This window comes from Scandinavium sp. (assembly GCF_032012665.1).
Lineage (GTDB): Bacteria > Pseudomonadota > Gammaproteobacteria > Enterobacterales > Enterobacteriaceae > Scandinavium.
Genome location: NZ_DALZVG010000009.1, coordinates 71,489 through 85,308, shown reverse-complemented (window position 1 = coordinate 85,308; position 13,820 = coordinate 71,489). Strand labels below are relative to the sequence as shown.

General features: G+C 55.5%; 13 protein-coding genes and 1 tRNA gene. 6 read left to right on the top strand and 8 right to left on the bottom strand.

Features of this window, described 5'->3' with window-relative positions:
- Nucleotides 1-94 precede the first annotated feature (94 nt).
- The gene (gene mgtE, locus RTU33_RS10150) at nucleotides 95-1,531 is read left to right on the top strand and encodes a magnesium transporter (RefSeq protein WP_312627079.1); all 1,437 of its coding nucleotides are present in this window, start codon (nucleotides 95-97) and stop codon (nucleotides 1,529-1,531) included.
- On the opposite strand, the gene RTU33_RS10145 is transcribed toward mgtE, so the two are convergent.
- Complete coding sequence (locus tag RTU33_RS10145) at nucleotides 1,494-2,741, bottom strand: SulP family inorganic anion transporter (protein WP_312627077.1); 1,248 nt, start codon at nucleotides 2,739-2,741, stop codon at nucleotides 1,494-1,496. The two genes, mgtE and RTU33_RS10145, sit on opposite strands and share 38 nt — an antisense overlap.
- 274 nt (nucleotides 2,742-3,015) lie before the next feature.
- Between RTU33_RS10145 and mqo the strand changes: the two genes are divergently transcribed.
- Nucleotides 3,016-4,668: a malate dehydrogenase (quinone) gene (mqo, locus tag RTU33_RS10140; protein ID WP_312627075.1), complete on the top strand. Its 1,653-nt coding sequence runs from the start codon at nucleotides 3,016-3,018 to the stop codon at nucleotides 4,666-4,668.
- Nucleotides 4,669-4,784: 116 nt separating this feature from the next.
- Here mqo and eco read toward each other — a convergent pair whose 3' ends face one another.
- The 5 genes from eco to RTU33_RS10115 all read right to left on the bottom strand — a co-directional run bounded on the left by eco (nucleotide 4,785) and on the right by RTU33_RS10115 (nucleotide 7,797).
- Nucleotides 4,785-5,276, bottom strand: a complete 492-nt coding sequence (eco, locus tag RTU33_RS10135; protein ID WP_312627074.1) for a serine protease inhibitor ecotin — start codon at nucleotides 5,274-5,276, stop codon at nucleotides 4,785-4,787.
- A 190-nt stretch (nucleotides 5,277-5,466) separates the two neighbouring features.
- Nucleotides 5,467-5,565 (bottom strand): YoaK family small membrane protein, encoded by a 99-nt coding sequence (locus RTU33_RS10130; RefSeq protein WP_312627073.1) that lies wholly within the window; start codon nucleotides 5,563-5,565, stop codon nucleotides 5,467-5,469.
- A gap of 65 nt (nucleotides 5,566-5,630) precedes the next feature.
- Nucleotides 5,631-5,707: transfer RNA gene (locus RTU33_RS10125), tRNA-Pro, on the bottom strand.
- Between the two features lie 75 nt (nucleotides 5,708-5,782).
- Nucleotides 5,783-7,543 (bottom strand): LPS biosynthesis-modulating metalloenzyme YejM, encoded by a 1,761-nt coding sequence (gene yejM / locus RTU33_RS10120; protein ID WP_312627072.1) that lies wholly within the window; start codon nucleotides 7,541-7,543, stop codon nucleotides 5,783-5,785.
- Nucleotides 7,544-7,569: 26 nt separating this feature from the next.
- Complete coding sequence (locus RTU33_RS10115; RefSeq protein ID WP_312627070.1) at nucleotides 7,570-7,797, bottom strand: YejL family protein; 228 nt, start codon at nucleotides 7,795-7,797, stop codon at nucleotides 7,570-7,572.
- A 133-nt stretch (nucleotides 7,798-7,930) separates the two neighbouring features.
- On the opposite strand from RTU33_RS10115, the gene yejK reads away from it, so the two are divergent.
- Entirely contained in the window at nucleotides 7,931-8,935 is a 1,005-nt protein-coding gene (yejK, locus tag RTU33_RS10110) for a nucleoid-associated protein YejK (protein ID WP_312627068.1), read from the top strand.
- Between the two features lie 140 nt (nucleotides 8,936-9,075).
- On the opposite strand, the gene rplY is transcribed toward yejK, so the two are convergent.
- Nucleotides 9,076-9,360: a 50S ribosomal protein L25 gene (gene rplY / locus RTU33_RS10105; RefSeq protein WP_312627066.1), complete on the bottom strand. Its 285-nt coding sequence runs from the start codon at nucleotides 9,358-9,360 to the stop codon at nucleotides 9,076-9,078.
- A 235-nt stretch (nucleotides 9,361-9,595) separates the two neighbouring features.
- Between rplY and RTU33_RS10100 the strand changes: the two genes are divergently transcribed.
- On the top strand, nucleotides 9,596-9,820 hold the full coding sequence (locus tag RTU33_RS10100; RefSeq protein ID WP_312627140.1) for a hypothetical protein: 225 nt from the start codon (nucleotides 9,596-9,598) through the stop codon (nucleotides 9,818-9,820).
- A 5-nt stretch (nucleotides 9,821-9,825) separates the two neighbouring features.
- Here the strand turns inward: RTU33_RS10100 and RTU33_RS10095 are convergent, their stop codons facing one another.
- Nucleotides 9,826-11,583 carry a DEAD/DEAH box helicase gene (locus RTU33_RS10095; RefSeq protein WP_312627139.1) on the bottom strand — a complete coding sequence of 586 codons (1,758 nt, stop codon included), beginning with the start codon at nucleotides 11,581-11,583 and terminating at the stop codon, nucleotides 9,826-9,828.
- 146 nt (nucleotides 11,584-11,729) lie between these two features.
- Between RTU33_RS10095 and rsuA the strand changes: the two genes are divergently transcribed.
- Nucleotides 11,730-12,437: a 16S rRNA pseudouridine(516) synthase RsuA gene (gene rsuA, locus RTU33_RS10090; protein WP_312627065.1), complete on the top strand. Its 708-nt coding sequence runs from the start codon at nucleotides 11,730-11,732 to the stop codon at nucleotides 12,435-12,437.
- A 16-nt stretch (nucleotides 12,438-12,453) separates the two neighbouring features.
- Nucleotides 12,454-13,650, top strand: coding sequence for a Bcr/CflA family multidrug efflux MFS transporter (locus RTU33_RS10085; RefSeq protein WP_312627064.1), 1,197 nt, complete (start codon nucleotides 12,454-12,456; stop codon nucleotides 13,648-13,650).
- Nucleotides 13,651-13,820 lie beyond the last annotated feature (170 nt).

Sequence of the window (13,820 nt, the reverse complement as noted above, 5' to 3'; positions counted from 1 at the left end):
TCACCGCTCCGACCGGCCGTTTATTATTTTTTACATCCACTCGCGCTATGCTTAGGGCCAGAATACCGTCTCTCCCTTCAAGGATTGCCAACCCATGTCCGTGTTTCATAAAAACAGCGCCAGGCTACGCGACCAGGAACGTGCCCGTCTTATCTGGCTGTTAACCACCGATAAAGCCATCACCTCGGCGCTGACCAACAAGCTGACGCTGGCAGAACAATACGACGAAGGGCAGCTGGCGGATGACATCGCCGAAGTGGGTGCACTGGTGGCACACTTGCCTGCGCCCGATCTGGCTGACACCCTTGAAGCGTTGCCTTCCGACGAGCGCCATGCGCTGTGGGGGCTGGTGGACGACAGCAAGCGCGGGAACGTGCTGCTGGAAGCCTCTGAAAGCGTTTATGACGATCTGATCGACGGCATGAGCGACAAGGCGCTGCTCGACGCGCTTGAAAGCCTCGACATTGATGAGAAAATCTATCTCGTTCAGCACCTTCCACGCGATCTGACCGGGCGCCTGCTGGCAACGCTGCCGCCTGATGAACGGGCCCGGGTGCGTCAGGTAATGAATTACGCCCATGACAGCGTCGGCGCGATCATGGAGTTTGAGGTCATCACCATTCGCCCGGACGTCACGCTTGGTGCGGTACAGCGCTATCTGCGCCGCCTTGGTAAAATGCCGCGTAACACCGACAAGCTGTTCGTCACCGATCGCCATAAAACGCTGCTTGGCGAGCTGGAGCTGCAAACTATTCTGCTTAACCCCGCGCAGCGCAATGTCGTGGAGGTCATGGAAGCGGAACCAGTGACCTTTCATCCGTCGGAAGATGCCGAGAAGGTGGCGCGAACGTTTGAACGTGATGACCTCGTGAGCGCCGCGGTAATTGATGCCGAAGGCAAACTGATGGGGCGTCTGACCATCGACGAAATCGTGGATGTGGTTTACGAAGAGACCGATAACGACATTCGCCAGATGAGCGGCCTGAGCAATGATGAGGACGTGTTTGCGCCGGTCAGTAAAGCGGTAAAAACGCGCTGGGCGTGGCTTGCTATCAACCTTTGCACCGCGTTTATTGCCTCGCGAGTGATTGACGGATTTGAACACACGATTTCACAGCTGGTGGCGCTGGCCTCCCTGATGCCTATCGTCGCCGGTATCGGCGGCAATACCGGCAATCAGACCATCACGATGATCGTCCGTGCGCTCGCATTGCAGCACATCCAGCCGGGAAACTTCTCTTTCCTGATCCTGCGCGAAATGGGTGTGGCGCTGATCAACGGCCTGGTGTGGGGCGGCATTATGGGCTGCGTGACCTGGTGGCTGTATGACGATCCGCAGCTCGGCGGCGTGATGATGCTGGCGATGGTGCTGAACCTGCTGGTGGCATCGCTGATGGGCGTGCTGATCCCGATGATCATGACCAAACTTGGACGCGATCCGGCGGTCGGTTCGAGCGTGATGATCACCGCCATCACCGATACCGGCGGCTTCTTTATTTTCCTTGGCCTGGCGACGGTGTTTCTGCTTTAAGCGCATGACGCTTGCGGATGTGGCGTGGCACCAGCGCCAGCAGCGAAATGCCTGCCAGCACGCCAATCGCCAGGTTGCCGGTACCCACCGTGGCGACAACCGTTGCCAGCATAACGAGCGTGGCCGACCACGGCATTTGCTTCAGCGCTGAAGGCTGAATGCTGTGCCAGCTGAAGGTTTTAACGGCCACGATGACCATGATTCCGGCGAGCACCGACATGGGTATCTTCGCCATCACCTGGCTTAAGCCCGTGACCAGCAGCAAAAGCACCAGGCCTGCGACGAGGGTGGAGAGGCGGCTGCGGCCTTTCCCCATCTCGACGTTCACGATGGTCTGGCCGATCATCGCACAGCCCGCAATCCCACCGTAAAAACCGGCGAGAATATTGGCGAAGCCGAGCCCGGCACTTTCGCGGGTTTTGTTCGACGGCGTGACGGTTAAATCATCGACAAGCTTTGCCGTCAGCAGTGACTCCATCAATCCCACGAAGGCGATGCTCAGCGCACAAGGCCAGATAATTTGCAGCGTTTGCAGATTCAGTGGCACCTGCAGTTCAGTCAGTCCCGGTAGTCCACCGCCCATTGAACCTTCATCACCCACCGTCGGCAAAATCTGGCCGCTGAAAACGGTATATAGCGTGAGGATAACGATGGCAATCAGCGGCGAGGGAATGCTTTTGATGACCCGCGGCGCCCAGAGAACAATCAGCAGCGTGGCGGCAAACAGCGCCAGAATCAGCGGGTTCTTGTTCCAGAAATGCGGCACCTGGGCAAAGAAGATCAGAATGCCGAGTGCGTTTACAAACCCGGTCATCACCGCCTGCGGAATATGGCGCATCAGCTTCGCCATGCCGAGCAGGCCGAACGCAATCTGAATGACGCCTGCCATCACTACTGCGGGCAAAATGTATCCCACGCCGTGCTGATGCACCATCGGGCCGATGACGAGCGCCACGGAGCCTGCTGCGGCGGTCACCATCGCCGGGCGGCCGCCCAGTACCGACATTGCCAGACACAGAACGACGGAAGCAATCAGGCTCACTTTCGGATCCACGCCCGCAATTACCGAAAACGAGATGACTTCCGGGATGAGCGCGAGGGCGGTAATCACGCCCGCAAGAGATTCGCGCAGCAAAAGGGCAGGTGAGCGCACGACGTGAGTCAGCGCAGCGGATTCAGCAGCAGTGAGGGGAGGACGAGTATCAGGCATAGTAAATGTAAGGTTATAGAAGCAGGACTTAACATAAGCAATGGTGCGTGCGGCAAGTCACAAAACGGGCGATATTACCGCTTTGTGTCACACTTCGCCAGTACCAATACTCATTTATGAGACACATTTATTAAACATTTTTATAACAGTTATCAAAACAGAACTTAAATTTTAAACAATATTTAAATCTTTCATCGTCAGTGCTAACGTGTTTTTCCCCGAATCGTTTCACCTGCGCTAAAACAAAAAACGCGAGTACAGTAAGGCTCATTAAATGACGAAAAAGATGGCCGTACGTCGCTCACAGGCGGTGGGTTTGCATGCCGAATCGCTGGCAGACAACACCCAGGCCCCTCAAGAGCACCAGACGGATGTATTGTTGATTGGCGGTGGCATCATGAGCGCCACGCTGGGAACCTGGCTTCAGGAACTGGAGCCGGACTGGTCTATTACTCTGGTCGAACGGATGGAAAGCGTCGCCGAGGAGAGCTCCAACGGCTGGAACAACGCCGGTACCGGCCATGCCGCCCTGATGGAACTGAACTATACGCCGCAAAAAGCGGACGGTTCCGTCAGCATCGACAAAGCCATCGAGATCAATGAAGCCTTCCAGATCTCGCGCCAGTTCTGGGCGCATCAGGTCACGCGCGGCGTGCTGCAGCAGCCGAAGACCTTTATCAACACCGTGCCGCACATGAGCTTCGTCTGGGGCGAAGAGAACGTGAATTTCCTGCGCGCCCGCTACGCGGCCCTGCAGCAGAACTCCCTGTTCCAGGGAATGCGCTATTCCGAAGACACCGAACAAATTAAAAAGTGGGCGCCGCTGGTGATGGAAGGGCGCGACCCGCAGCAAAAGGTCGCGGCTACCCGAACCGAAATTGGCACCGACGTGAACTACGGCGAAATCACCCGCCAGCTTATCGCCGGGCTGCGCAGCCATGATAGTTTCTCGCTTCAGCTCAACACCGTCGTGCGACGCTTTAAGCGCAATGCCGATAACAGCTGGACGGTGACCGTCTCCGACGCCAACGACCGTAAGATTCGCCGTAAGATCCGTACGAAATTTATCTTTATCGGCGCAGGCGGCGCGGCGCTCAAGCTGCTGCAACAGACGGGCATTCCGCAGGCGAAAGAGTTTGCTGGCTTCCCGGTGGGCGGGCAGTTCCTCGTCTGTGAAAATCCGGAGGTGGTAAACCACCATCTGGCGAAAGTGTATGGTCAGGCTTCCGTTGGTGCACCGCCCATGTCGGTGCCGCACATTGATACCAGAATTATCGACGGCAAGCGTGCCGTGCTCTTTGGACCGTTCGCGACGTTTTCCACTCGCTTCCTGAAAAACGGCTCGCTGTGGGATCTGCTGGCTTCAACCAATAAATCGAACATTCTGCCGATGATCAACGTCGGGATGGATAACTTCGACCTGGTGAAATATCTGGTCGGGCAGGTTATCCAGAAGGACAAAGATCGTCTGGCGGCGCTGAAAGCGTATTACCCGATGGCGGAGAAAGGCGACTGGCGCCTGTGGCAGGCAGGCCAGCGCGTTCAGATCATCAAGCGCGATGCTGAGAAAGGCGGCGTGCTGCGCCTGGGCACCGAAGTGGTCAGCGACGATGAAGGCACCGTTGCCGCGCTACTTGGCGCATCACCGGGCGCATCAACGGCGGCCCCCATTATGCTGCAGCTGATGGAGCAAGTGTTTAAAGAGAAAGTGAAATCTGCGGCGTGGCAGGAGAAGCTGCGCGCGGTGGTGCCGACTTATGGCCATCGTTTAAGTGGCGATCCGCAGGCAATTCAGCAGACTCTGGCGTACACCAGTGAAGTATTGGGGCTGCGATACGATGCGGATACCGTCGTGGATCCGGTTCCACAGGTTCAGTTCACGCCTCCATTGGTTGAATTAAAACCCGTGGCAGACATTGCCCTGTAGTTTGAGGTAAATGCCCGGCAGTACTGCGTTTGCCGGGCCTGCAATCCGCAACGGTTAGCAGGCCCGGTAAGGCAAGGCTACCACCGGGCAATCAGCGCCTTCGGTATAACGACGTCTTAACGCTGTTCTGCGTTCTGAACGGCGTCTTCCGCTTTCCAGATGCGGTACTTCACATCGACGTTGTCCGGGGTATAAACGACAATCGGCAGCTTGCTGTTGTAGCGCACCATTCCGTCATCACCCAGGTATGCCGTCACAAATTTCTGCGTTTTCTTGCCGTCCGGACAGGCCATCATGGTCGACACCGGCGAGCTTACCTTATCCACTACGTAGTAGTTATAGCCCCAGCCTTCCAGAGTTTTGCTTTCCAGTTTTGCGCCGAGGCGATGGTGGTTACAGTCCACTTCCAGCGTCTGACCAATCAGAAGCTCCACTTTGTAAGCGGATTCATCTTTCTGCTCCGGCAGCGTAATCACCTGGCGCTTCATGCCTTTTTCCGCTTTCGGATAAGGTGCGACCTTTTCCAGCGGCGTGGTGGCCGCCGTGGCGCTGGCGGAAAGGCAGGCGAGAGAGAGTATAGCGGCAGTAATGATCGATCTGTTTTTCACTGTTAATCCTTTTATTCCAGTTAGCAACCGGCGGATCGTATCATTATTACGCTGAATAATAAGTCAGGTTTACTCTTATTTTAATAATAAGTGGTGATAAATGCTGAAAAAGGTAGGAGGGGGAGAATCCCTGCGACGAGGTGTCGCAGGGAAGGGGCATTACGGCGTAACAAACGCTGCCCGAAGAGTATTAAGAGCCCGGAGTAGCGTATCCGCCGATAACAAACCATGCCAGAAACGCGACGGCGACGATAAAACAAAGAATGGGAAAAGCGATACCAATGCGCATAGAACCTCGCTGAGCCACAGAAACAAAAAAGCCAACCCGGAGAGGCTGGCCCATTGCGAAGAAGTTGGTCGGCACGGAGAGATTCGAACTCTCGACCCTCGCCACCCCATGACGATGCGCTACCAGGCTGCGCTACGTGCCGAAACAGGTGAATAATAGTACCGCTTTCCGTTTCGAATGCAAGATGACCCGGGTTAATTGATTCAAAATTAATCAATCAGTTAGCGATAAACCGTTTCTCTTCGGTCAGTACCTGAAGCAGCAGGCTGAGCTGCGGCTTCTCGTTATCGATCCTCTGATCCTGACGATCCCAGGTTTTGTAGCTGCCGTTATGATTTAACACCACGGTCACCTGCGGAGTGGTGATGGCCAGATCCGAATTGCTTGATGCCGTCACCCAGTTATGACGACGTGCGGCGCTGAACAGATCCTGACCCTGCGAATATTCATTTGCCGGCGTGCTGACGTGCAGCAGGCGCTGCATCAGCGTCGTCATCACGTCTTTATGATCGGTAAGCGTTGTGATGTTCTGTGCAGGAGTGCCCGGCCAGTGAATAACCAGTGGTACCTGAAGCGCTTCACGGGACCATTCAAAACTGCTGCCGGATTTATTCATCGGCACGCCGTGTGCACCGGTAATAATGACCACCGTTTTATCGAGCTTGCCGGAGTCTTTCAGCGCGGTCAGTACGCGTGAGATTTGCGTATCGACACTCGCCGCCGCGCGGGCGTAACGGCGGTTAAAGTTCTGCTTCTGGCCGTCATCAAGGGTAGTGCCGTTAAGCGAAATCCACGAGAACCAGCGGTTCTCTTCCTGCGCATAGCTGCCAAGCCAGTTTATCCACTGGCTGGCGGTATCGGCATCACTTTGTGTTTTTGACGGCGGCAGCGAGAAATCTGAGAGCAGCGCCTGGCGATACATCGGGCTGCTGAAGCCGTCAGAGGAGAACAGGCCAAGCTGATACCCTTGCTGGTTCAGGGAGGTGATCAGCGCCGCCGGAATACGTGCGGACAGCACGCCGTCCATGTAGCTTGGCGAAATCCCGTAGAACAGGCCAAAAATCCCGCTGTCTGCGGCGTTTCCGGCACTCATGTGCTGGGTAAAGTTAAGGTTTTGCTGCGCAAATTCTGCCAGGGCAGGCATCTGCTTCTCAAAGCGGGAATAGTTCAGGCTGTCGACTGTAATTAGCAGTACGTTCTGACCTGTTCCCATATCGCGATAGCGCAAATCGCTAAGCGGATACTGAACGGAAACGGCTTCCGGATCGCCTTGCTCCACCAGACGACGCTGGTAATCCTGCGCATCAAGCAGGCCATGTTTCTCCAGAAACTTACGCGCCGTCATCGGATAGGAGAGCGGTAGATTCGCGCGCTGCATGGTCACCGGACGATAGAAATTAGCATCGGCCCAGATATACATCACATGCGTGGCAACGAACGAGGCAAACAGAAACCAGGCGATAGGGCGAGCATAATGACGCCGCCGCGTAAGGCTGCGCAGCTTCTGCCAGCTCCATGTGGCGAACAGCATTTCTATCAGCAAGATAACCGGGACGCTGATGAACATCAGCTGCCAGTCACGGGCCATCTCGTTTTGATCGGGGTTAATGACCAGCTCCCAGACGACCGGATTAAGGTGCAGGTGGAAGCGGGTAAAGACTTCGCTGTCGATAAGCAGCAGCGTCATGCCCACGGTAGCAAGAATGGCGGAGAGGAACCGCATCAGCCGTTGGGAAATGACAACAAACGTGAGCGGGAAGAGGATCAGCAGATAGGTAGCGAAAACCAGAAAGCTGAAATGGCCGAGGAGGCTGATGTACGAGTACACGCGGCCTGACAGCGTCGTCGGCCAGTCGGCGACAAACAGATAACGGCTACCGAGTACCGAGGCCAGCAGAATGTTGAACAGGGCAAACCAGTGCCCCCAACTGACCATCTGAGACACTTTTTCGCGGTAGGGCTGACGATGAGTCACCATAAACTGTTTGTCGTCTTCCTGTGTGCTTAGTGCGCCGGATCGTCGCTAATTGAGGATTGCAGCGCCTGCGCAAAGGAGCGGGCAATCGCCGTGCGCTGGGCTGGCGCGACGCTTGTGTTAATCAGGTTAGTCACCATATTGCCTAACACCATCAGTGAAAGGTCGGTCGGTGCCTTGTGTTTTTCCAGCACGTTGGCAAGCTCAGTCAGCAGTTGTTCAACGTGTTCATCGCTGTAGCGGGAGATTTGCGGCATAAATCCAGAATCTGTTTGTTCATGAAAGGGCAACATATTACCGTAGCAGCAGCATTTTTTCCGCTTTTTTTCGACTTTACACGGCTGCGCCTGCGGTGGTTGAATACCGCCCGGTCTAAAAGGAGAGTTTAACATGAGTCTGGATATCAACCAGATTGCCCTGCATCAGATGATCAAGCGTGATGAACAAAACCTTGAGCTGGTGCTGCGCGATACGTTACTGGAGCCGACGGCAACGGTCGAAGAGATGATGGCCGAGCTGCACCGCGTTTACAGCGCGAAGAACAAAGCCTACGGCATGTTCACCGAAGAGAGCGAGCTGGCCGAGTCTCTGCGCCTGCATCGCAAAGGCGAGGAAGATTTCCTGGCCTTCAGCCGTGCGGCAACCGGGCGTCTGCGCGATGAGCTGGCGAAATATCCCTTTGCCGACGGCGGCATTGTGCTGTTCTGCCACTATAAGTATCTGGCGGTGGATTACCTGCTGGTGGCGGTGCTGAACAACCTGAGCAGCATGCGCGTTAACGAACAGCTGGATATCAGCTCCACGCACTATCTGGATATCAACCATGCGGACATCGTGGCACGCATCGATTTGACCGAATGGGAAACCAATCCGGAGTCCAGCCGCTATCTGACTTTCCTGAAAGGGCGAGTCGGGCGCAAAGTGGCCGACTTCTTTATGGATTTCCTCGGGGCCAGCGAAGGCCTGAACGCCAAACAGCAGAACCGCGGTTTATTACAGGCGGTTGACGATTTCACCGCGGAAGCGCAGCTCGACAAGTCTGAGCGCCAGAACGTGCGTCAGCAGGTTTACACCTACTGCAACGAACAGCTGCAGGCTGGGGAAGAGATTGAGCTGGAGTCGCTGTCGAAAGAGCTCTCTGGCGTTTCTGAAGTGAGCTTCCACGAGTTCACCGCTGATAAAGGCTATGAGCTGGAGGAGAGCTTCCCGGCGGATCGCAGCACGCTGCGCCAGCTAACCAAATATGCCGGCAGCGGCGGGGGGCTGACCATTAACTTTGATGCTTTGCTGCTGGGCGAACGTATTTTCTGGGATCCGGCCACGGACACCCTGACCATTAAGGGCACGCCGCCAAACCTGCGTGACCAGTTGATGCGCCGCACCAGCGGAAAATAAGCCCATATCGGCATTATGCCGGGTGGCGGCTTCGCCTTGCGCCTGCCGGCGAAATCGCCAGGCCTGGCAAGCGTCGCGTCGCCAGACAAAGGCCATAAAAAAACCCCGCCGGGGCGGGGTTTTTCACAACTTGTTGGCGATTAAGCGCGAACGAAGTCGATGTGAGTCAGTTTTGGCTTGAACGCGTGACGCTGAACAGCCTGAACCTTCACTTTCTCTTCTTTGCCATCAACAACAATGGTCAGAACTTCAGCATAAAACTCAGCTTTGTCCTGCAGGTTCCACAGTTTGTCGTGGTCCAGTTCGATAGCAACTGGAGCAGCTTTGCCACCGTAAACGATAGCCGGGAACTTGTTAGCTGCGCGCAGGCGGCGGCTCGCACCCTTACCCTGCTCTTTACGTACTTCTGCGTTAATAGTAAACATTGACGTCTCTCTATAAGTAATCCTGTTACAGGCGACCCAGCAACAGGCAAATGATCTGCTTTGCACATGCAAAAGCGGGCGGCATTATAGCCTTCAATCCACATCGGGGCAATGGAAACTGCACCTCTTGTAGCCATCCATGAGCGGGTGACAATCGGATACGGTGTCTTGATATTGATCCTCAGGGAGGTCTGCGGGGCGCAACGTTACAGAAATTGGCAAAGGAGAAATGGCGATGCTGATTTACGATGTATTTGGTCGACACATAGGGGTACAGCGTAAAGACGGGCGCTGGCTGGTCTTTCGAGTTGACATGTCAGAACGAAAATTCTCCCGACTATATGACGTTATTATTCCTGATGACCTGACAGAAGTTGAGATTTCGGGTTGGCTGGATGATATTTTTCACGAAGCCGCAACGGCAACTCATCCTGATGTAAGACGGATGCACAAAAAATGAAAAAATTATCGTAATTCGTTCGCCCGGCGAAAGCGGCCTTCATAATCAAAGACTTTTTCCCGCACCTGCCAGAACTGGCCTTTTTTACGGGCGACGACAAAGTCCGGATGCCGCAGTAAAACCTGTTGGGCGAGGATGTCGGCAGGCGTTATCCAGCGCAGCGGTACGCCGGGCGTGCGAGTGTGCGGGCGCATGAACAACTGCTCGAATGCCGTTTTCTGCGCGGGTGTTTGCAGACGGAAGCGCTCACTGACGTCTGTGCCATCTTCATCGTAATAAGTGATTTTCAGCCACGGGCCTTTTTCATCTGCGCCGTGCTGAAGTGACATACCGCTGCAGCGTAGTACCAGCGCGTCTTTTAGCTTCAGCGCGGCTTTTAGCATGTCGTCCGGGTCAACCAGCACCGTGTCACATTCCCGGCAGCGGCGGGCAGCAATGTCGTTTTCCGCATTGCACTGCGGGCAATTTTTGAAACGGAAACGAAAATCACACTGCTCGCGATGGCCTTCGTCATCCTCCAGCCAGCCCTGACAGCGACGGCCAAAATGTTCGATGAGCGTACCGTCGCTGGTGATTTTGCCCCAAAAAGTATTGGCAAACCCACACGATGGACAAAAAACCTGCACGGGGACGTTGTCACTTTTGCCTTTTGGCGCGCCGACCTCCGGGGCAAAGAGATCGTGTGGGTTACCGGCGTAATCCAGAATCAGGCAATCGGTCTTACCGGGAGCAAGGCGCAGGCCGCGGCCGACAATTTGCTGATACAGGCTGACGGACTCCGTCGGGCGCAGAATGGCAATCAAATCGACGTGGGGCGCATCAAACCCGGTGGTCAGCACCGCGACGTTCACCAGGTAGCGGAATTTTTGCGCCTTAAAGGTTTCAATCAGCCGATCGCGCTCAGGCGTTGGCGTCTCGCCGGTGATAAGTGCTGCGTCCTGAGTCGGAAGCAGGCCGGTGATTTCTTTCGCGTGTTCTACCGTGGAGGCAAAAATCATCGCCCCTTTACGGCTCTGGGCAAACTCCACAATCTGGCTGACGATGTGCGGCGTGATGCGCTGCTGTTTTTTCAGCTCTTTATTAAGGTCGGCTTCGCTAAACAGGCCATTGCTTTGGACCTGCAACCGGCTGAAATCATACTGTACGACCGGCATATCCAGCCTTTCCGGCGGAGTGAGATAGCCATGTTTGATCATATAGCGCAGCGGCAGTTCATAGATGCAGTCGCGGAACAGCGCTTTTTCGTCGCCGCGCACCATGCCGTGATAATGAAAACGGTAAATCCAGCCCTTGCCCAGGCGAAAAGGCGTGGCGGTCAGCCCCAGCAGGCGTAAGTGAGGGTTCACCTTTTTCAAATGGGTAAGGATTTGCTGATACTGGCTGTCGTCGTCGTCGCTGATGCGGTGACACTCATCGACAATCAGCAGGGAGAATTCGCCCTGAAAGTGTTCAAGATTGCGCGCCACCGACTGCACGCTGCCAAATACGACTTTTCCGTGGCTCTCTTTGCGCTTCAGCCCGGCGGCAAAAATATCCGCCTCCAGTCCCAGTGCGAGATACTTGCCATGGTTTTGTGCAACCAGCTCTTTCACGTGAGCAAGCACCAACACACGCCCGCGCGCCAGGCGAGCCAGTTCGGCAATCACCAGGCTTTTTCCGGCGCCGGTTGGCAGAACGATGACGGCGGGCTGCTGATGCTGACGAAAGTGGGCGAGGGTGGCATCCACCGCTTCCTGCTGATAGGGGCGAAGCGTAAAGGTCATGGTTTCAGTATCTTCATTAACAGGCAAATAGTATGCCACGAATCTTTTCGCTTGAGTGGCATAGCAGGGCCGTTATACTTGAACGCTGATATCGCTTCATTTCGGACGTCAGTCCGCACCGCACTTTTACAGGCTAAACAGACTTCATGCGACTTGATAAGTTTATCGCTCAGCAGCTCGGCGTCAGCCGCGCCATTGCCGGGCGTGAGATCCGCGCCAGCCGCGTTACCGTGGACGGCGAGATTGTCAAACTCACCGCTTTTAAAATCCTGCCGGAACACGATGTGGAATACGACGGTAACTCGTTGACCCAGCAGACCGGCCCGCGCTACTTCATGCTCAATAAGCCGCAGGGGTATGTCTGTTCGACGGATGATCCCGATCACCCGACGGTGCTCTACTTCCTCGATGAACCCGCCGCGCACAAGCTGCATGCCGCAGGGCGTCTGGATATCGATACCACCGGCCTTGTGCTGATGACTGACGATGGTCAGTGGTCGCACCGTATCACCTCGCCGCGCCACCACTGTGAAAAAACGTACCTTGTCACGCTGGAATCGCCGGTAGCCGAAGACACCGCCGAACAGTTCGCCAAAGGCGTTCAGCTGCATAACGAAAAAGATCTGACTAAACCGGCACAGCTTGAGGTCATCACCCCAACGGAAGTGCGCCTGACCATCAGCGAAGGACGCTATCACCAGGTGAAGCGTATGTTTGCCGCGGTGGGGAACCACGTTGTCGGCCTGCACCGCGAACGCATTGGTGAGATCAAACTTGATGATGATTTAGCGCCGGGCGAATACCGCGCGCTGACGGAAGATGAAATTGCAAGCGTGGGCTTGCCGCCACGCTAACCTCAGGAGTGAATCAGTGACGACCAGGCAGCACTCATCGCTGGGTATTGTGTTCATCCTTGGCCTGTTAGCCATGCTGATGCCGCTTTCCATTGATATGTATCTCCCGGCGCTGCCGGTGATCTCCGCCCAGTTCGGCGTTCCGGCGGGCAGCGCGCAGATGACGCTCAGCACCTACATTCTGGGATTTGCTCTCGGTCAGCTGCTGTATGGCCCGATGGCGGACAGCATCGGGCGTAAGCCGGTCATTCTGGGCGGCACGCTGGTGTTTGCGGCGGCGGCAGTCGCCTGCGCGCTGTCACAGACTATCGATCATCTGATCGTCATGCGCTTTTTCCACGGTCTGGCCGCAGCGGCGGCGAGCGTGGTGATCAACGCCCTGATGCGCGACATTTATCCGAAAGAAGAGTTTTCCCGCATGATGTCGTTCGTCATGCTGGTCACGACTATTGCTCCGCTGGTGGCACCGATGGTCGGCGGGGCGGTGCTGGTGTGGTTCAGCTGGCATGCGATTTTCTGGATCCTCGCTATTGCCGCGCTGCTGGCCTCAACGATGATCTTCTTCTTTATCAGTGAGACGCTGCCGCCGGAGCGCAGGCAAAAGTTCCACATTCGCACCACGATGGGCAACTTTGCCTCGCTGTTCCGTCACAAGCGCGTACTGAGCTATATGCTGGCGAGCGGCTTCAGCTTTGCCGGGATGTTCTCGTTCCTGAGCGCAGGGCCGTTTGTTTACATCGAGCTCAATCACGTTTCACCGCAGCATTTTGGCTACTATTTCGCGCTGAACATCGTGTTCCTGTTCATCATGACCATCATCAACAGCCGCTTTGTACGCCGCGTTGGGGCGCTGAATATGTTCCGGGCCGGTCTGTGGATCCAGTTTGTGATGGCTGCCTGGATGGTGGTGTGCGCTTGGCTTGGCGTCGGGTTCTGGTCGCTGGTGCTCGGCGTAGCGGCATTCGTCGGCTGCGTATCGATGGTCTCGTCGAATGCGATGGCCGTCATTCTTGATGAATTCCCGCACATGGCCGGCACCGCGTCGTCGCTGGCGGGCACCTTCCGCTTCGGCATTGGCGCTATTGTCGGTGCGCTGCTGTCGATGGCTACCTTTACCACCGCCTGGCCGATGCTGTTCTCCATCGCTTTCTGCGCCACCTGCTCAATAGCCTTCTACCTCTACGCCAGCCGTCCACGTAAAACGGCCTGCTAATTCACTTTTGCTGAACAAAAAGGGGCGAAATACCGCCCCTTTTTTGATGTACCTCAAGCGATAAGCGTTTTGTACTACTTGACTTTGTTTCTTTTATGTAAAATCAATTAGTGTAAAAAGTCACATTGTTGTAGATAAAAAGATTGTTTTAGATCACAGAAACGGGTACA

Coding starts and splice junctions, on each gene's coding strand:
- mgtE (WP_312627079.1), top strand. CDS start 95: ATGTCCGTGTTTCATAAAAACAGCGCCAGGCTACGCGACCAGGAACGT.
- RTU33_RS10145 (WP_312627077.1), bottom strand. CDS start 2,741: ATGCCTGATACTCGTCCTCCCCTCACTGCTGCTGAATCCGCTGCGCTG.
- mqo (WP_312627075.1), top strand. CDS start 3,016: ATGACGAAAAAGATGGCCGTACGTCGCTCACAGGCGGTGGGTTTGCAT.
- RTU33_RS10130 (WP_312627073.1), bottom strand. CDS start 5,565: ATGCGCATTGGTATCGCTTTTCCCATTCTTTGTTTTATCGTCGCCGTC.
- yejM (WP_312627072.1), bottom strand. CDS start 7,543: ATGGTGACTCATCGTCAGCCCTACCGCGAAAAAGTGTCTCAGATGGTC.
- RTU33_RS10115 (WP_312627070.1), bottom strand. CDS start 7,797: ATGCCGCAAATCTCCCGCTACAGCGATGAACACGTTGAACAACTGCTG.
- yejK (WP_312627068.1), top strand. CDS start 7,931: ATGAGTCTGGATATCAACCAGATTGCCCTGCATCAGATGATCAAGCGT.
- rplY (WP_312627066.1), bottom strand. CDS start 9,360: ATGTTTACTATTAACGCAGAAGTACGTAAAGAGCAGGGTAAGGGTGCG.
- RTU33_RS10100 (WP_312627140.1), top strand. CDS start 9,596: ATGCTGATTTACGATGTATTTGGTCGACACATAGGGGTACAGCGTAAA.
- RTU33_RS10095 (WP_312627139.1), bottom strand. CDS start 11,583: ATGACCTTTACGCTTCGCCCCTATCAGCAGGAAGCGGTGGATGCCACC.
- rsuA (WP_312627065.1), top strand. CDS start 11,730: ATGCGACTTGATAAGTTTATCGCTCAGCAGCTCGGCGTCAGCCGCGCC.